Below are 21237 nucleotides of genomic sequence, written 5' to 3'. Positions count from 1 at the left end.
GAACCAGCCCAATTATATTAAATATCAGTTTATTCGCCTTTCTTCTCACCAAATTCGGTTTGTTGCAATTCAACCTCATTCAGTGTTTTTTGTTTTTCGTCCTCGGACATTTGCCGTTTATATGTACCGGAATAAATCGAGTTTTGATTTACCTGCGGCTTTTCCGAATATATCAGCCGGTGCTTGGGAGCAACACTTTCAAATTCTATTACGGCTGGAGTCGGGGCATGCTCGCCTTCGAACAAAACACGGGCATGAACTTTAATTTTTCCCGGATTCAAAGTTGAACGGATGAGTACCGGTGCAGAGCCAAATTCTACGGCTCGCGGATTTGCTCCTATTATTTCATCTCCGATTATTTCACCCTCTCCTGTCACTGTAAACAATATTTGTTCTTTTGCCAGTCTTCTCACATTTCCCTCATCATCTGTGACCTCACAAATTACAGGAATAAAATCAGATGCATTTGCAATTAAACCCTGCCCTTCATTATCAAGAGAAAGCCTCAATTTGGAGGATCTCCTCGAGGGCATTTTCTTTGTACTGCAAACCACCTTACCATCAATCAGGCCTTCTGCAACAAACGTTACTTTCTGCCATTGCTTTTCTACATATGGATAAATCCTCATTTTATTGAAATCATACACATTCTTAAATGTAACAGGAGGATTAGGCATACCATATTGCCGGCGTACCACCTTTTGTACTAAGGTATCTGTCCCATACATTATTAGCCTTACCTCGTCACAGTTAGTAAATACCGTAACATCCGGACTTGAAAATGGAGATATTTCATGCGCAATAAAGACCATCGGCCCTGTCTCCGAAAACGGGTGCTTTAACAAAGCACTTACCTGGCTCTTAAACATATAATATGAATATTTCGGCTGGCGAAAAGCATCCATTATACCGCCCCAATACGGATCGGGATGATAGCCTCTCTGATGATCGAAAGGATGCCAGAGTGCCCCTCCGATAAACTGCCTGTCTTTGGGATACATCTCATCATATGCTATTGCCAGTTGAAGAGCCTGCGTCAGAAGCGGGCCTTCTCCCCAGCTTCTTGATGCTCTGTTATTTGTATTATGAGCATACCAATCATCAACATTCTCTCCAAATTCGCGGGTAAAAATGCATTGTTTAAAATTGCCCACATCTTTTGGCCAACCATACACCACTTCATAATTATCAGCAACGCCGGCCGAATGATGATCGGCCACGCAGGCTGCACCCGGATATTCAGTTTGCGTAATCTCTCTTACTTTCAAAGAAAACTCCAATGGAAAACGAGTCTCATTTAAGACAGGCTCCCACATCAAGACAGATGTATGATTCCTGTCGCGACGAATCATATTACGTATATCGTCATAAACCAGCCCGGCAAATCGGGGGTCTTTATTCCAGTATTGCCAGCCGGGAGTTGCTACGATAACAAACATACCCAATTCGTCACACGCATCCATAAACGAAGGGTCCTGTGGATAATGGGCAACCCTGATTATACGGCAACCTGCATCCCTGAGCTTTTTTGCATCTTTCCAATGCTGGCTATTAGGCATCGCATTGCCGACATAAGCAAAATCCTGATGCCGATTCCCACCGATTAACCGTTCGGATAATTCGCCGTTAAGCCACAGACCATCTTTTCCCCTGAATTCGATTTTCCGTATGCCAATCCGGGTTATCCCTCCATCGAGAGAAGTTCCGCCGGAAGCTAAAACACGGGTGGCAACTTTATACAATGAAGGACTGTCGGGAGACCAAAGAACAGGATTGTCAACAACAATCTTCTGAGTTATCTGCTTTTCTTCTCCTTTTCGTAATGTTATTTTGTTAGACAGCTTTTTTATAACTTTACCGGAAGGGTCTATTAGTTGATTCTCTACAGTTACAGACTGATTGGATGTTAAGGTATTGGCAATATCAGTATAAATCAGAACTTCCGCTTTCTTTTTTGTTATCTCACCATATTGGACAAAAACTCCGCCTCCGGCTACTTTATCCGCTTTATTCGGGTCTGTAATATGCACTTTAGATGTAGCAATCATCCATACATCGCGGTATATACCTCCATGATATGTAAAATCCAGGGTTGTTTGTTTTTTCCCGGGAGGATAATTCTTATCGTCAGAATTATCGACAAAGACCGCAATAACGCATTTATCGCCTGTTTTTACGCCATATTGAGTCAGTTCGATACTAAAGGGTAAATATCCACCAAGATGTTCTTCTACTTTTTTACCATTGAGGTAAACTATGGATTTTCCCATTGCAGCCTCAAAGTATATATTAATCAATTTCCCCTCCAAGGAATTATCTAATGTAAAGTGCTTACGATACCATGCTATCCCCTGATAATTACGGCTTCCACTGGCCTCAGCAGGCATCAACTGAACCGTATGCGGTGTGGATACCACATCCCACCGGCTATCATCAAAGTCTATCTTTTCGGCTCCGGATATATCACCTCTAAAAAACCTCCAGCCAACATTAAAGTCATAAACTTCCCGTCCGGATTTCTCCAATGAATAAAATCCGGCAACAGAAAAATCCGGCTGATAGTTTCCCGCTGATATATTCGTATTAAAAATTAAACTGATAAATAAAATTAGGATATATGCACGTATCATGGTAAGGACACTTTAATATCGAGGTTGAGGTTAAACAATGGAGGTTCTTCTTATAAAGAACCTCTTAATATCAGTTGCGTAGGAATATAAACCTGAACTTTTTGCCTTGTTTTTATATATTCAGCCGCAATTTTGCCCATCTGCTTAAAGTTTGTAGAAATAACGCTTATTCCATTTTCAATGACCTCCAGCATAGGAGCATCATTCATTGTCACCAAGCCGACATCTCTACCTAATTCATAATTCTGCAGGCGACATGTTTTAACAATCTGAATCATATCTATATGACGAACGGCAATATAAGCAGTGCCGGGAACAATATCAAATGAATTCAAATCCCGCGTAATAATATTATAAGCAAAATTATTATCCATACAAAACTGTTCAAAATAAGGAATACAGCTCTTGGGATGCTCAGACTTGGCATTAAATACCAGACAAATCTCTTTATATTTACTGAATTTATCCAGACCTGATGTCAGACAATCATATAAAGTCGTATCAAAACCCTGGCACACATACGAAAACTTATCTTTCTTAAACTTTCCTAAGTCTACCAGCAATACTTTTGTATTATCCAAACGATCGAGGACTTCCGAGTAAACATCATTCTGAAGATTGGTTATAAGATAAAGGTCGTAACGCCCCACACTATCCTGGATTATATTATTGAATGAGCGCTTATTATAATGATGGAAATACAAATCCAGCCTATAATTCAATGGGAGATTCGCGGTCAGTTCTTTATAAAAATTCTCTTTATAAGGGCCGAATATATCAAGCAGCACAAAAATATTATTTACTGTATTAGAGACAAAATATCCTCGTGTCGGGGCTGATTCGATTATCCCTTTTTCCTTCAGATCCTGAAATGCTTTGTATACAGTATCACGTGCCAAATTATATTTTGCGCTTATTTTATTTATAGAGGGAAGCGTATCACCTTCCTTAAACTCCCCACTCGAAATAGCAGTCCGAATCGCATCTGACAACTGACGAACCTTGCTTTTATTTTGATCAAATTCTAATATCATGAATTAATTTTCGTTAAATATATCCAATATTATAACAGATAAAAACTATCCTGTTCTATCCTGATATCACAAAGGAAAGCATTTTTTTGTAATAGTACAATTTTTCAGTAACATGTTATTAAACATTTAATTATTTTTTATCGTATAGTTATTTTTTTGATACTTTTGCCAAGAACAGTACAGCACAGCACAGTTGTTGCATTTTTAATTATAAATTATGTTTAACCTCAAATAAATTAATCTATGAAAAAATTTGAATTATCTCCAGTATTCCGTAGACAAAAAACTGAGTCACATTTATAGCCTCAGGAACTAAAGACAACTTTGAATGGCACATAAAATTTATGACATATAAAACAGACAGGTTTTAAGAAATTTGTATTTCATATCGCACTTCTGTTTTCGGCACTTTATCGAATACTCCAAACTCAACTTATTCTTAATTAATAAATTTAATATATGAAAATTAAAAGCAAAATTGGACCTATCAGGAATATCCTGTATTTAATGGTGGTTCTGATGATTACATCCTGCGTGGATGGATTCAAAGATGACGAAACCTGGACGTCCAGCGTAAAAAACATTACATTAGAGTCGCCTGCAGCCGATAAAATAACCGTTAATTTTAGCGCAGATGGCTCCGAGCAGACAATTACATGGCCTCTTATTCCGGGTGCTGGCGGTTATTCCGTTTCAGTCTATAACGTGGATGATCCCGACAATCCGTATGCAATCGGTGAAGAAAATCAGGTAATAGACGGGGTATCAGCTAAATATCCGGCTACAGAAGATACTCGCTACAAAGTCATAATCAAAACTTTAGGCAATACACAGAACAACAACAAAGAAGCTGAGGTTGCCACAGAAAAAGCATATGACAATATGTTGCCGGTTACAGCAATTATTCCGAGTGGAACGAACCTTACCGAATACTTCACGGCTAATCCTATTCCTGTAAGTTCCACTGAGTTGTGTTATGAATTAGTAGCCGGTGGGTCTTATTCTATGACTGGTAATATCCTGCAAGGAATGACAGCTGTAACTATCAGAGGCGACAAAGTAGACCATGCTAAAATAGCTGTGACAGACGGTTCTTTTGTGAATGATGGCGCAGGATTCAAATTGAAGTTTTTAGATATGGACTTTTCAGGCTTTACAGGAACCTCAAGCAATGCGGTTATTCTGATGAATACAACATTCAATGCATCCGGCGTGGAATTATCGGGTGGAGGATATGTTGTCGTACCCACTACCTCGCCAATAGCCTTGCAATCATGCAAAATACAAGATATGCCGTATTATCTATTCTATGATAACGGTAAGAAATACGCCATAGGTACAATGCTAATTAAAGATTGTATTATCGGGCAAAACACAGGTACTTTCGGAAATGCATTAATACGCTTTGGCGCAGGAATGCTTAAAGACTTTACTATGATCAACAGTACTTTATACAACGAGGTAGCTCCTAGTCATTCCAGCAATCGTTTCATGCAGATTTCATCAAGTCATGCAGGTAACGTTAAACCGACCACGGAAACTTGGGCTAACGGAAGTTTAACAATTACCAACTGTACATTCTGGCAAGCAGGAAAAACCGCCCAAGCTTATAACGCGAATGGCGCAATGAGACAGGCTGGAGACAAAATAACCATTCAAAAGAATGTGTTTGTCGACAGCTATGAAAATGGAAGAATCATTAATCGTTTTCGTAGTGCAAATAGTACACCTTCCTATACAGGAGGTGAAAATACGCAATGGTATGACGGTAAACTTTTTACAGGTACCCAAGATGCCACCTCGGCCCAGCCGGATGTAAATTATTTCACTTCCGATCCACAACTGACCTACCAAGGTAATGGAATATTCAAAATGGAAGGCTCTGTTCAAATATCCGCCCGTACCGGCGATCCGCGTTGGCTACCAGCGCAATAATCTGAAAATCTATAATATGTAAATAAAAAAACAAAATATGGAGAAAAAACATTTAATCTTCAGCCTTATTTTGAGTTTCATCTTAGGCTTTGCAGTAATGCCTGTCTATGCGCAGCAAACTCAAAAAGTGAGCGGTATTGTTGTGTATGAAGACGGAGAACCTGTTATCGGGGCAGCCGTGAAAATAGAAGGAACAACGATTGGTATACTTACAGACGTCGATGGAAAATTTTCCATAACAGTTCCGGAAAAGAAACGATTGATAGTTTCCTACATTGGTTATGAGTCACAGATTATCACAAACTTCTCGAATACCCGTATCGTTTTGAAAGAGAGTGCAACAGACTTGGAAGAAGTCGTTGTTGTAGGATATGGTACTCAAAAGAAAGCTACTCTGACAGGATCGGTAGCTACCGTTAACCCGGCAGAAATAGCAGACCTTTCTACAACAAGCCTGAGTGCTGCGCTGGAAGGCATGATAACTGGTGTGAGCGTAAGCCAATCAAGCAATCGCCCAGGCGAGGCAGCCAGTATCACTATTCGCAAGAACGACCTGGCACCCGGTGCTCCTTCATCCAGTACAGGATTATTAACGCCCCTGTATGTAATTGATGATTTCATTACCTCTCAGTCTGCTTTCAATAATTTGGACCCCAGTGTGATTGAAAGTATCTCTGTTCTGAAGGATGCTGCGGCTGCTGTTTATGGAGCACGTTCAGCGCAAGGAGTTATCCTTGTAAGAACCAAACGTGGAGAAATAGGCAAACCAAAAATTACCTATAGTGGACAATTCGGTTATACAGACGAATTTTATCGCTCCAAAATGATGGATTCCTATAATTTTGGTACGACTTGGAATGCCATACGCGCAGCCGATCCCACACAAACGGGATTCGATGCTCAGAAGCACCTGTTCCAAGCCGATGAATTGGAAGCTATGAAATCGTTAAATTATGATTTATTAGACAAATACTGGAGTTCGGCTTTAGCTCAAAAACATAGCGTGACAGCGAGCGGAGGTAGCGAAAGCGCTACTTACTTCGGTAGTGTATCTTATATTACACAAGATGGTAATATGGGTAAAATAGACTATAGCCGCTGGAACTATCGTGCCGGTATGGATTTGAAAATAAATAAATGGACAAAAGCATCGCTGCAAGTATCCGGAGACTATGGTAATACAAGAAAGGCGAACAATAGAGTCGGCGGAACAAACGCTGAAAAAGATTATGTCATCTTACAGACTCGTCCTCGCTATATTCCTGAATATATTACTGATCCAAACGGGAAACAATTGCCAATTGCCGCTTACGGTATTACAAACGGACGGATCGAGCAAACGCAGGAATACGATTACAGATCCATAGAAAATTTGAATAATTTTGTGGAAAATATGCCACAAAACACGACAATCAATACATCTATAGAATACGATTTCGGATGGAGCAATATATTGAAGGGTTTGAAACTTAAAGGTACGTACTCAAAAAACATAGGTACAACAAAAGACAATGAGTACGGCTCCTCATACACGCTATATAGGTTTCCCGATGGAGTAGCTGGTCGTGGAGGTAGTGGTAATCACTTATATGTAGGAACCGACGGTTATCCGTTGGATTTTTCTAACATAACCACTGTTGCTGTGGACAACGGCAGTTATCTTCGTAGAAATCTGAGCCGGAGTGATAGCTACCAGCTTAACTTTTATGCTACATATGCGCGTAGTTTCGGTTTGCACGACGTGAGTGCCCTGTTTACCATCGAAAAATCGGAAAGTGAAAGCGAATATGTATGGGGCAACGTTACTTTACCTTATACATTTACCAACCTGCAATCGAACGGAGCAGGCGGTGACCAGACTACACAGTTTAGCAGGTCGGAAGCCGGAACTTTGTCTTATGTAGGACGTTTGAATTATATCTACGCCAGTAAATATTTGGCAGAATTCCAGATTCGATCGGATGCCAGTACCCGCCTTGCTCCTGAAAACTACTGGGGTGTATTCCCTTCTTTATCGTTAGGTTGGATTATTTCGGAAGAAGGCTGGTTTAAGAACAATGTCAACTTTGTTGATTTCCTTAAAATTCGTGGTTCTTACGGTATGTTGGGACGCGACAATGTAGCGCCGTGGGCCTGGCTGCAAACGTATGGTAGTGAAACAGTTAAAGGCCCTATATTTGGTAATAATCCTGATGTGAATGCCGGCGCACACTTCCAGATCCCGAATGCGGTACCTAACCGTAATTCGCATTGGGACAAAAGCTACAAGAGTAATTTCGGTTTAGATGCAAACTTTTTGAGAAACCGTTTGTCGGTTACTTTAGATGGATATTATGACCGTTACAGGGAGGTGTTTATGTCGATTACCAGCACCTCTGATTTTCCGGGTACGATAGGTGCTCAGGCATCAGCCTCCAATTACGGGTCGATAGATAACTACGGACTGGAACTCTCTCTGAGTTGGCGGGATAAGATAGGAAAGGACATCAAATACTGGGTGAAGCTCAATACTTCATTAAATGACAACAAAATTATTAAATACCCGTGGACGGCTGCTGCAACACGCGAACTGGATGCCCTTATGCCGGACGAACGCGCCGACCGTGGTTTATGGGGTTACAATTGTACCGGTATGTTCCGCAGCTATCAGGAAATTGCCGAGTACTTCGCTGAGTATAATCTCACTACTTATATGGGAAAAACGCAAGCGGACGTTCATCCGGGAATGCTGATCTATAAAGATGTACGCGGATCACAAAAACCAGATGGCACTTATTATGCTCCCGGCGACCCAAATGATCCGGAAGGGAACAAAATAGATAAGAATGACCGTATAAAAATATCGAATCGCAAGAGTAATCCTTATGGTTTTACGCTTAATTTTGGAGGTGAATACAAAAGTTTCTCGTTTAGCGCACAACTTGGCGCAAGTTGGGGAAGCTACAGTATGATGCCAACACAAGCCATCAGCAACAAAAGTATTGTTTCTACCGTTTCAGGTTACGATGCAATGCAATATACCAATTTACCTTCATTTTGGTCAGGCAATATGTTTGTTTACAAAGACGTTTTGGATGCACAAGGACGAGTTGTGGCTTCACAAAACCTGGATGCAAAATATCCTAATCTGCGTTTCGCTGATGTTAATTCTGTTGAATCCACTTTTTGGAAAGTAAACAATGCTAATGTTTTTCTGCGAAATATTACACTGGCCTACACATTGCCTAGTGTATGGGTAAAGAAGGTAGGTATAGAAAGCTGCCGGCTTAACGTTACCGGACAAAATATTATTGAATTTTATAATCCATATCCAGACAAATTCATGAGTCCGAATTCTCCATACAGTACATATCCTCTTTTGCGGAAAATTACTGTAGGGCTAAATGTTTCATTTTAAAAAGGTATAATATGAAAAATATAAATAAATTTATTTTCAGTGCCCTTCTGATAGTGATCTCTCTTTTGTGGGCGGGATGTAGTGATACATTTTTGGAAGAAAAAACAAATTACAGCAATCTTACTCCCGAAATCTACAATGATTATACAGGTGCTTTGAGGAGGGTTGATGATATCTATCTGCGCATGTTACCGAATGCCAATGATGGTCTTACCTATAGAAGTCCAAGTGGGGGTAAGAGCGATATCCAATCACAATCGACCGAAGAATTTACCGGCCTTTCAAATTTTGTCCATCCTGATGTAACAATTACTTCATCAAGCAATTTGACCGACTGGTTTTATGTAAGTAGTGCAACAAGCAATAGTCCTTGGGGTGAAATTCGCAATTGTAATGATGTGATAGCCGGTATCTCAGGTGGTACGTTAAGCGATGATCAGAAGAATGAATTACTGGGACAAGTCTATTTTTTCCGGGCATGGCAATATTATTTATTGGTAAAAGTATATGGCGGGGTCCCAATTATAGATAAAGTGCAGGTAACCGATGTAAGTGAAGCGCAAAACCTGACAGTACCCCGTGCAACCACCAGGGAATGTATTGATTTTATATGCTCCGATCTGGAAACAGCTTATAATATGTTACCTTACACTTGGGGAAGTTCTAATTTCGGGCGTGTTACTAAAGGAGCAGCTTATGCCTTAGCCGGTCGTGCACGCTTACTCTATGCCAGTCCGCTATTTAATCGTTCAGATAACAAAGACCGTTGGCAAGCAGCGTATGATGCCAATAAAAAAGCCATTGAGGCTCTGACGTCCGGCGGATTTGGCCTGGCTTATCTGGATGCTCCGGGAATCAATGCTGCCGGATGGTCAAAAATATTTTCCGATTACAACAGTCCGGAAGCAGTGTTTGTAACGCTCTATAACAAAGTACATGACGATGATGCGGCGAACGAAATCTATAGAAACAATCGTAGGGAACAAGGCTTGCGCCCTTCCAATGCTTCAGGCGTTACATCCAATACGGGAATGAGTGCAAATGCCCTGATGGTCGATTTATTTCCTATGGCAGATGGTAAGAGGCCGACAGAAGTAGGCCAATACAATTACAATTCCTTGAAGTTCTACGAAAATCGTGATCCGCGTTTTTATCGCACATTTGCATTTCCGGGTATGTACTGGAGATTTGAAGGCAATCCTTTGGCATGGCAGGGAACTATTCCTTCAAATGCCGTCTATAATGGTTCAAACTATGTGCTATGGAATTATTCATGGTATGGCGATGCCACTAAACAAGCCGATCCGAATATAAGCGGTTTCGGAGCTGATATGTTAGGACAAAACTATAGAGGTGTCTATATTCGCAAGCGTTCTAACGATTTTGACATGACGACTCCTACCCCTACTTGTTTATATCGCTGGCCTGCCACAGCCTCTGAAAATCGTCAGGGTGCATTTGGCGAAGGAGCTATGCCTCATATGGAAATTCGTTATGCAGAAGTGTTACTGAATTTTGCAGAAGCCGCTTGCGGTATCGGAAATTATGCAGAAGCCGTACAGGTGCTAAAAGATATTCGCAAACGTGCAGGGTATACCAATGAAACAGAAAATTATGGTTTGGATGCTTCATTATCTGGTGATCGCGGTAAATTGTTCGGAGCTATTCTATACGAACGTCAAATCGAATTTGCATACGAAGGTAAGCGATTCGATGATATGCGTCGCTGGTTACTTTGGGATGGCGGCGGTAATTTTAATAATGTAAATGGCGCACCAAGTTCGTGGACATTGACAGGATTTAACGGTAATACCTGTACATATCTGGGCGTAGAACCTTTCAACGGAAAACGTCGCGACAATATTGAACTTTGTGCTAAAGCAACTGCAACTGAAGCAAGCAACTCCGATCCTATATTAGCCAATCGTCCTGCTCCATTAGATTTGAAGAATGATCTGAGTGCCCAATTCAGTAATTTAAGTAACTTTTATGATAGTTATCTTATACGTAAAACACGTATTGGCGATGAACTAAACAAAGTCGTTACTTTTTTACCTAAATACTATTTTATCGGTCTTACAAACGGTGCGCAAACCAATAATATTACATTAAAACAAACCATTGGTTGGGGAGATGCAACACAAGGCAATGCGAATGGCACATTTGATCCATTAGCTGAATAATAGTGAAGAATAATTAATAATCTAATTGAAAGGCTTTTGTGATTTTCCGCAGAGGTCTTTCAATTAGAGAATAAAAGATCTGGTAGGTTTATATATTTTAAGACAATTAGATTCTCTCAGTAAAGAAAAGCTGTAGTTTAAAACAAAAAAAACATGAAAAAAAGATTAATCCTTGCAAGCACTGCCTTTTGCTTACTTGCATTTAATGCACAATTATTTGCCCAATACCCCAAAATCACATCAGAAGTAGCCGCCCAATCATCTGAATTACTCAGGAAAGCGGAGGAAGCTTCTAATGCTGCCTGGGAAAAAGCATTGCCAATTATAGAGAAGGAAGCAAAAGAAGGCAAACCCTATATTCCGTGGGCAGCCCGCCCGACAGACCTTCCTCAGGCTGAGATACCTGCATTTCCAGGAGCCGAAGGAGGTGGAGCATATAGTTTCGGAGGCCGCGGAGGTAAAGTGATCGTGGTAACCAGTCTCGAGGACAGTGGTCCGGGAACCCTTCGTGAGGCCTGCGAACAAGGTGGCGCCCGTATCGTTGTATTCAATGTGGCCGGTATAATCCGTTTAAAATCACCACTAATCGTACGCGCTCCGTATATTACAATTGCCGGGCAAACTGCTCCGGGCGACGGTATTTGCATAGCAGGTGAATCGCTGTGGGTTAATACTCACGACGTAGTTGTAAGACATATGCGTTTTCGCCGTGGTGAAACGTGGGTAGGACGCCGCGATGATGCATTCGGAGGAAATCCGGTTGGAAATATTATGATTGACCACTGTTCTACCAGCTGGGGACTGGATGAAAATATTTCATTCTACCGCCATATGTTCAACCCCGGAGACGGTTCCAAAGAACTAAAACTACCAACCGTAAATGTCACAATACAGAATACAATTTCGGCTCAGGCTCTGGACACATACAATCACGCATTCGGCAGCACGCTGGGGGGTGAAAACTGCACATTTATGCGCAACCTGTGGGCCAACAATGCCGGAAGAAACCCATCGGTAGGCTGGAATGGCGTTTTCAACTTTGTCAACAATGTGATTTATAACTGGGTACACCGCTCTATGGACGGTGGAGACTATACTGCTTTGTTCAACGTAATAAATAACTATTACAAACCGGGGCCTCTCACACCGAAAAACTCTCCTGTCGGCCACCGCATACTTAAACCCGAATCGGGCCGCAGCAAATTAGGTTATTATGTATTCGGCCGTGTATACGCGAACGGCAATATTGTGGAAGGCTATCCTGAAATAACAAAAGATAACTGGGCCGGAGGAATCCAGGTTCAGGAACAGGGAAATACCGACGGATATACCGCAAATATGAAATGGGACAAACCGTTCCCGATAGAAAATCCATTCCCTATCATGACTGCACAGGAGGCCTATAACTTTGTACTGGAAAATGTCGGAGCGACATTCCCTAAACGTGATATCGTCGACCAGCGTGTACTGGAACAGGTAAAAACAGGAAAAGTATATTACGCAGAAGGATTGAATCCGGATGATTTCTATCAGTTTGAACATCGCCGTCTGCCAAAAGATTCATATAAGCAAGGTATTATCACCGACATCAAACAGGTAGGGGGTTATCCTGAATATAAAGGCAAGCCTTATAAAGACAGTGATGGCGACGGTATTCCTGACGAGTGGGAAAAGAAATACGGACTGAATCCGAATGACCCAACCGATGCCGTAAAAGATATGAACGGAGACGGATATACAAATATCGAAAAATTTATCAACGGAATTGATCCTACCAAAAAAACAGATTGGACCAAACCTGAAAATAATTACGATACGCTCGCAAAGAGAAAAAGTTTATTATAATTTAAGACTCCGGATTGATGGTACATAATAAATTACAGATATATTTATGTACCGTCAATCTTTTCAATACTCAAAATACTTTTATGAAACAGACATTTTCTATTCTGCTATTTCTTTTCATCGCCATATCTCTGTTTTCTCAGAATAAGGAAGAAGAATACAACAAAGTTCTGCAACAAAGAGCTGATAAAATCGTAAAAACCCTGGGCATACGAAATCAGGAAATTTACGACAAGGTTACAGATATTATTACTAATCAATACAAAGGATTGGGAGCTATCCACGATAATTCCGAGGCACTGATAAAAACCGCAAAAAGCGACATTTCAGATAAAGAACAACGTGGAATTACCATCAAAAACATAGAAGATGAAACCGACGCTAAATTGTATAAACTACATTGTGCATACATAGGAGCATTATCAACTTATCTGACCAATGACCAGATAGAGAAGATTAAAGACGGTATGACATACGGTGTTGTAAAAGTCACCTACGATTCTTATCTCGATATGATTCCAGCCCTCAAACAAGAAGAAAAAGATCAGTTGTACGCATGGCTGGTTGAAGCAAGAGAGTATGCAATGAGCGCCTCTTCTTCCAACAAAAAACATGAATGGTTTGGCAAATATAAAGGCCGATTCAATAATTATTTATCACAAAGAGGATATAACATCCAAAAAGAACGCGAAAACTGGAACAAACGTATTGAAGAGCAGAAAAACAAATGATATTCAATCATTAAATTATATCGAATATCTTAAAACATGAAAAAATCATATTTCATAATACTTCTTCTTATTTTGGGCGGATATACTTCCGCTCAGAATAAGAAAGCGGAAAAGCCTGTTCCTCCTTTAGAACTGAAAGATGGCAGGCTTTCTTACACTCCTGACAGCTTAGGAAACCGGATTCCCGATTTCTCCTATGCCGGATATATGGCCGGAGAAATGCCTGTCCCCTACCCCGCGGCTACTATAATCATTCCTCATACGGATGGAGATGCCACAAAGATTATACAAAATGCCATTGATTACATTGGGAATAAAGAACCCGACAAGGCCGGAATCAGAGGGGTAGTTCTCCTCCAACCGGGAGCATACCATATATCAGGAAACCTGAATATCACGCGTTCAGGAACAATTCTCCGCGGAGCCGGAATGGGCGATAAAGGAACAAGCCTCATAGCCACCGGAAAAGACCGGAGAACCCTCATTCAAATCGAAGGGCAAAAAGACCTGACAAAAGACGCTGCAATAGAAATAACGGACAATTATGTACCGGTAAATTCATTGACACTAAACATCGCAACAGGACATAACCTGAAAACAGGACATAACCTGAAAACAGGAGATAAAATATTTATTCATCGCCCATCTACTACCGAATGGATAAACAAATTAGGAACAAACCACTTCGGAGGGGGAATAACCGCCCTCGGATGGAAAGCGGGAGAACAGGACTTATATTGGGACAGGACTATTATTTCCGTCGCAGGCAATAGAATAACGATAGATGCCCCGCTCACCACTGCTTTAGACAAAAAATACGGAGGCGGCTTTGTAATACCTTATACATGGAACGGACGTATAAATAATGTCGGAATAGAAAACCTATCATGCATATCCGAATATGATAAGAATAACATGAAAGATGAAGCTCATTCATGGGTAGCTATTTCGATGGAAAATATATGCGATGCATGGGTACGAAATATTACATTCCGCCATTTTGCAGGTTCTGCCGTTACCGTGCAGGAAACAGCAAAAAGAATAACAGTTGAAAATTGTAAATCGTTTGCCCCTGTTTCCGAAATCGGAGGGCAACGCCGCTATACATTCTTTACTTCCGGCCAGCAGTGTCTTTTCCAACGATTGTATTCAGAGGAGGGATACCATGACTTTGCTGTAGGATTCTGTGCTCCGGGACCCAATGCTTTTGTGCAGTGCGAATCGGAATTACCATACAGTTTCAGTGGCCCTGTGGACAGTTGGGCCTCCGGCGTATTATTCGATATAGTGAATGTAAACGGCAACGCCCTGAGCTACAAAAACAGGATGCATGAAGCACAGGGGACCGGATGGAACGCGGCAAACAGCGTATTCTGGCAATGCTCGGCATCCCTTGTTGAGTGCTTTGCACCACCAACTGCTCAAAACTGGGCATTTGGCACCTGGGCTGAATTTTCCGGTGATGGATATTGGAATGAAAGCAATAATCATATAAATCCCCGTAGTCTGTATTATCAACAACTGGAAGAAAGACTCGGCGAGTCGTATCAGAACAGGGCTAATCTTTTGCCTGTAAGTTCGGAAGCTTCGAGTTCTCCATCTGTGGCAGTAGCGGCAGAGCTTACAAAACAGGCTTATCAGGCTCCTGTCACATTAAGCGAATGGATCGACAGTGTAGTCGCAAAACAGGAATTTCCAGCGAATGATAAAGCCGTAATATTTACTTTCAAAGAAAAAATTTCAGAGAAAAAACTACCGGTTTATCCTCTAGCCATTACAAATGGCTGGCTAACCAGAAACAATAGTGTCCAAACCGGATACAAGCATAATATCCAGTGGTGGAACGGAACAGTCCAACCGGCATATCTGGCCAAATCGGCCAGTCCCCATATTACACGCTTTGTACCCGGGCGAACAGGTACAGGGCTGACCGACGACCTGGATTCCGTCGCTTCATGGATGCAAAAGAACAACATTATCGCTATCGACCATAATTATGGTTTATGGTACGACCGCCGTCGCGACGACCATGAGCGGGTACGCCGTATCAACGGGGAGGTATGGCCGCCATTCTATGAACAGCCTTTTGCCCGTAGCGGACAAAGCACGGCTTATGACGGGTTGAGCAAATATGATATCACAAAATATAATGACTGGTATTGGTCGCGGCTGCATCGGTTTGCTCAGATCGCCGATAATGACGGATTGATACTCATGCATCAGAATTATTTCCAGCACAATATTATCGAAGCCGGAGCCCACTGGGCTGACAGTCCATGGCGTCCTGCCAATAACATTAACAATACAGGGTTTCCAGAACCTGCTCCCTATGCAGGAGATAAACGTATTTTCCTGGCTGAGCAGTTTTACGATATCAGCCATCCTGTAAGACGTGTACTTCATCGTGCATATATACGGCAATGCCTCAACAATTTCAGGGGAACAAACAGCGTAATACAGTTGATAAGCGAAGAGTACACAGGGCCTATCCATTTCGTGCAATTCTGGTTGGATGTCATTGCCGAGTGGGAAACCGAAACAGGAGAAAAACAACTGATTGCACTTAGTACAACAAAAGATGTACAGGATGCCATCCTTGCCGACCCTGTCCGCTCCAAAATCGTAGACATCATAGACATACGTTACTGGTTTTACCGTAACGATGGCTCTACATATGCACCCGAAGGCGGTCTGAATCTGGCACCCCGTCAGCATGCAAGACTAGTGAAACCGGGAGGTATTGATTTTAACTCGGCATATCGGGCGGTCAGTGAATACAGACAGAAATTTCCGGACAAAGCGGTTACCTTTTATTCAAGTACTTATCCGCAACAAGCATGGGCAGTATTTATGGCACAAGGCTCTCTGGCCTGCCTGCCTAAGATAAGCGACAGCAGATTCCTCAAAGACGCATCGGCTATGAGCATTATTACCGAAATGAATACAGACGGACAATATGTATTGGGTAATCCCGCGGTAGGATATATTATATATTCCGATAATAAAACCATCTCTATCGACCTGAGCGGCACTAAGAACACTTATGACCTTTACCAAATCGACGCCAAAACAGGAGAAATGAGCAAAGACAAGCAACAAATAAAAGGAGGAAGCACAGCTAATATTCAAGCAAAAAAAGCAGTACTCTGGCTTGTCAGAAAATAACATATACGAATTACATTTATGAAAAAGGGCATTTTATTTTTATTTATCATTACAGCTTTCTTTACATCGTGTAATACGGCAAAGGAACAAAAAGAACAAGAGGTGTACATGTTCACTTCTTTCCGCGAACCTGCTACTGACGGATTAAAATTATTATATAGTTACGACGGATATAAATGGGACAGCATACCCGGTATATTCCTCAAACCGGAAGCCGGAGTTCAGAAATTGATGCGCGACCCCAGCATTGTTGCAGGGCCCGACGGTACATTTCATCTGGTATGGACTTGCAGTTGGAAAGGCGATCCGGCATTTGGCTATGCTTCATCAAAAGACTTGATAAACTGGTCGGAACAGCAACATATACCTATTATGGCATTCGATACGACTACTATAAACGTATGGGCGCCCGAACTGTTTTACGATGACGTAAACAATGACTTCATTATTGTCTGGGCTTCTACCATTCCATTCAAATTCGAAAAAGGGATGGAAGCCGAAGATAACAACCATCGCCTATACTATACCCGTACAAAAGACTTTAAGGATTTCTCAAAGGCCGAATTGCTTTACGACCCGGGATATAGTTCAATCGATGCCGTGATAGTAAAACGTGATTCCACCGACTATGTATTGGTATTCAAAGACAACACACGTCCCGAAAGAAATATGCGCATAGCTTTTGGAAAAACAGCCATTGGACCTTACGGCAACCAATCGGAGAAATTCACGGAGAACTTTACGGAAGGACCTTCTGTTGTCAAGGCCGGAGACGAATGGCTGATTTATTTCGATGCTTACAGGAAAAAATCGTATGATGCTGTTTCTACAAAAGACTTTAAAACATTTACAGATATCAATGATAAAATATCCATACCCATCGGCCATAAACACGGCACTATATTCAAAGCTCCCGAAAGTGTATTAAAAGCCCTATTGGAAAAATAAATATTTCTAATATAAAATATTACGATGACCCAAAGAATCAAAATCGCGTTAGCTATAATTGCAATAACCCTGACCGCGTCAGCACAAGACGGCGTGCATTATACAGGGAAAACATTGTCTAATGTAGATTACCACCACGGACAACTAAGCCCCGCAGTAGGGACACATAACATACAAACGTTCCGGGCAAACAGAGAATATCCTGAAAAAGCAGAAGGATTGGGATGGACATACAACCATGCTCCTATGCTCGCCTATTGGAACGGCACATTTTATCTGGAGTATCTGAACGCTCCGGTAGGCGAACACGTGCCCCCGACAAGGACAATGATACAAACATCGAAGGATGGTTATAACTGGACTACCCCCGTAACACTTTTTCCTGAGTATAAAGTGCCTGACGGATATACAAAGCCCGATTATCCGGGCGTTGCAAAAGACCTGTACGCGATCACACATCAGCGTGTAGGTTTTTTCACAGCAAAAAGCGGACGTCTTTTGGCTATCAGCTATTATGGTGTTGCTCTGGATATGAAGAATGACCCCAACGACGGCAATGGTATCGGACGTGTTATCCGCGAAATAAAGAAAGACGGGTCATTCGGGCCTATCCATTTTATCCGTTACAATCACGCATTCAATGAAAAGAATACGGATTTTCCATTTTATAAGAAAAGTAAAGATAAAGGATTTGTCGAGGCATGCGACGAACTTCTTTCCAATCCCCTGTACATGATGCAATGGATAGAAGAAGCCGACAGGAACGACCCCATCATACCTAAGATACAGGCATATAAGGCATTCAGCTATTACAGGCTGGATGACGGGCGTATTGTCGGATTATGGAAACACGCGCTTACAACCATGAGTAATGATGGTGGTAAAACATGGCCCGAATCGGCACAGCGTGCCCCCGGCTTTGTCAACAGTAATGCAAAAATCTGGGGACAAAGAACTTCGGATCAGAAATTCGCAACAGTTTATAATCCGTCCGAATTCCGTTGGCCACTGGCTGTTTCTACAAGTATGGACGGATTGGAATATACCGATCTGTATCTTGTGCACGGAGATATCACCCCTATGCGATACGGAGGCAATTACAAATCGAGAGGGCCTCAATATGTAAGGGGTATACAGGAGAACAACGGTACTCCTCCCGATGGCAATATGTGGGTAACATACAGCATGAATAAAGAAGATATGTGGGTGGCCAAAATCCGTGTGCCTGTTACCAATATGGCGACAAGCCATGCCGACGAGGTATTCGACAACATGCCTGAAGGAAAGGAACTCGATGTATGGAATATATATAGTCCGCTCCGGGCTCCGGTAAAAATAGAAAAACGTAACGATGGAAAACGCTGGCTATCGCTTAAGGATTGGGATTTATTCGATTATGCAAAGGCCGAGAGAGTAGTCCCCGAATCACAGACATTAGATGCTTCTTTTACTGTACTGCCAATGCAAAACGATAAAGGAAATCTTCAAATAGAATTTCAGAATGCGAAAGGAGAAGCCTGTACACGTATAATCTTCGACAATGATGGCCTGATGAAACTGAAAACAGGAGCCAGATACAATACATTGACTCCGTATGAAGCCAATCAGGTGTATAATATCCAGGTATCACTGAATACAACTACCCGAAGCCTGACAATGAAGATTAACGACAAGAATATTCCTACCCGTTTGTTCTTCAATCCTGTCGAATCAATAACAAGAATTGTATTCCGCACCGGGGATCTACCGTTAGACCCCACACCGAACACACCTGCCGACAGGTTTACCGATCTGCCGAACGCCGGTGAAGATGAGCCGGAAGCAGCGTATTACATCTCTTACCTGAAAACGTCGAACCCGACTAAAACGGCTGCAATATTAGATGCTGGTAACTTCAAATCCTATGTAGATTACTTCAATACAATGGAAGATGAAAATATTGTACAGGCTATTCCTGATTCTCAATCTTGGGACTGGATGAAAGCTAATATTCCATTATTCGAATGTCCGCAAAAGAATTTTGAAGAGATGTATTATTACAGATGGTGGTCGTTCAGAAAACATATCAAAGAAACCCCTGTTGGGTACGGAATAACTGAATTTTTGGTAAACAGGTCTTACGCTGATAAGTACAACCTGATTGCATGCGCGATAGGTCATCATGTATATGAAAGCCGCTGGCTCCACGACCAGAAATATACCAACCAATATATCCATGTCTGGTTCAGAGGTAACGAAGGAAAGCCGATGAATAAACTCCGTAAGTTCAGTAGCTGGACAGCCAATGCTTTATACAACAAATATCTGGTAGATGGCGACAAAAACTATTTGCTGGATATGTATCCCGACATTGAGAATGAATATTCGCAGTGGGAAGGCGACCACAGGTTACCCAGCGGGCTATACTGGCAGGGTGATGTACAGGATGGCATGGAAGAAACAATCAGCGGTGGCCGCCGTAAACAATATGCCCGCCCTACCATCAACTCTTATATGTATGGCAATGCCATTGCATTGGCCGAAATAGCAAAATTGAAAGGAGACGAAGCGGCAGTAAAAAAATATGAAGAAAAAGCTGCTGAAATAAAGAATCTTGTTCAAACGCAGTTGTGGAATACGGATAGTGTTTTCTTTGAAACATTAAGGGCCCCCGGAGAATTTGCCCAGGCACGTGAAGCAATCGGTTACATACCATGGTATTTCAATTTACCGGATGAAAAGAATGAATACGCCCAGGCCTGGAAACAAGTAACCGAACCGAAAGGATTCCTTGCTCCTTACGGGCTGACAACTGCCGAACGCCGTCACCCCCTGTTCCGTACCCACGGATGTTGTAACTGTGAATGGGATGGAGCAATCTGGCCTTTTGCCACCTCCCAGACTTTAACGGCTATGGCCAATGTCCTGAACAACTATAAGCAGGATGTGGTAAATGACAGCATCTACTTCCGTCATATGGAACTATATGTAGAAAGCCAGCATCACAGAGGCCGTCCATATATCGGCGAATATCAGGATGAAGTGACAGGCTACTGGTTGAAAGGAGATCAGGAACGCAGCCGCTATTATAACCATTCTACATTTAATGACCTTATTATATCAGGACTTATAGGATTACGCCCGCGGGCCGACCGGATTCTGGAAGTCAATCCACTCCTTCCTGATGGTAAATGGGATTGGTTCTGTCTGGACAATGTGCCTTATCATGGCAAAATCATCACGATTGTCTGGGACAGAACAGGAGAAAAATATAAGCGTGGAAAAGGATTTTATGTAATGGTAAACGGAAAGGTCGTTGCCAGAGCAGACAATCTTACGAAACTAACTTATAAAATGCAATAATAAGGATTTCAAGATTTCAGGTCTCAA

The 21237-nt window shown here is 41.9% G+C and carries 10 protein-coding genes; 8 read left to right on the top strand and 2 right to left on the bottom strand.

From position 1 onward, the window contains the following. Positions 1-29: 29 nt before the first annotated feature. Together B3317_RS01935 and B3317_RS01930 are read right to left on the bottom strand one after the other, a co-directional pair. A complete protein-coding gene (locus B3317_RS01935) occupies positions 30-2630 on the bottom strand; it encodes a glycoside hydrolase family 2 protein (RefSeq protein WP_291108051.1) in 2601 nt (866 codons plus the stop codon). A 50-nt stretch (positions 2631-2680) separates the two neighbouring features. Continuing rightward, positions 2681-3664, bottom strand: a complete 984-nt coding sequence (locus tag B3317_RS01930) for a GntR family transcriptional regulator (protein WP_291108048.1) — start codon at positions 3662-3664, stop codon at positions 2681-2683. Positions 3665-4123: 459 nt separating this feature from the next. On the opposite strand from B3317_RS01930, the gene B3317_RS01925 reads away from it, so the two are divergent. From B3317_RS01925 to B3317_RS01890, 8 genes are all read left to right on the top strand, one after another. Then, positions 4124-5599 (top strand): DUF4992 family lipoprotein, encoded by a 1476-nt coding sequence (locus B3317_RS01925; protein ID WP_291108045.1) that lies wholly within the window; start codon positions 4124-4126, stop codon positions 5597-5599. A gap of 37 nt (positions 5600-5636) precedes the next feature. Next, on the top strand, positions 5637-8996 hold the full coding sequence (locus B3317_RS01920) for a SusC/RagA family TonB-linked outer membrane protein (protein ID WP_291108042.1): 3360 nt from the start codon (positions 5637-5639) through the stop codon (positions 8994-8996). A gap of 11 nt (positions 8997-9007) precedes the next feature. Next, positions 9008-11179, top strand: coding sequence for a RagB/SusD family nutrient uptake outer membrane protein (locus B3317_RS01915; RefSeq protein WP_291108039.1), 2172 nt, complete (start codon positions 9008-9010; stop codon positions 11177-11179). Between the two features lie 153 nt (positions 11180-11332). After that, positions 11333-13024, top strand: coding sequence for a polysaccharide lyase (locus B3317_RS01910; RefSeq protein WP_291108036.1), 1692 nt, complete (start codon positions 11333-11335; stop codon positions 13022-13024). An 83-nt stretch (positions 13025-13107) separates the two neighbouring features. Next, complete coding sequence (locus tag B3317_RS01905; RefSeq protein ID WP_291108032.1) at positions 13108-13755, top strand: DUF3826 domain-containing protein; 648 nt, start codon at positions 13108-13110, stop codon at positions 13753-13755. Positions 13756-13791: 36 nt separating this feature from the next. Continuing rightward, entirely contained in the window at positions 13792-16920 is a 3129-nt protein-coding gene (locus tag B3317_RS01900) for a DUF6298 domain-containing protein (protein WP_291108029.1), read from the top strand. An 18-nt stretch (positions 16921-16938) separates the two neighbouring features. After that, the gene (locus tag B3317_RS01895) at positions 16939-17868 is read left to right on the top strand and encodes a glycoside hydrolase family 43 protein (protein ID WP_291108027.1); all 930 of its coding nucleotides are present in this window, start codon (positions 16939-16941) and stop codon (positions 17866-17868) included. A 24-nt stretch (positions 17869-17892) separates the two neighbouring features. After that, complete coding sequence (locus B3317_RS01890) at positions 17893-21210, top strand: MGH1-like glycoside hydrolase domain-containing protein (protein ID WP_291108025.1); 3318 nt, start codon at positions 17893-17895, stop codon at positions 21208-21210. Positions 21211-21237: the final 27 nt, after the last annotated feature.

It is taken from the genome of Dysgonomonas sp. UBA7710 (genome assembly GCF_002482385.1).
Taxonomy (GTDB): Bacteria; Bacteroidota; Bacteroidia; order Bacteroidales; family Dysgonomonadaceae; genus Dysgonomonas.
This window is presented reverse-complemented; position numbering and strand designations above follow the sequence as displayed.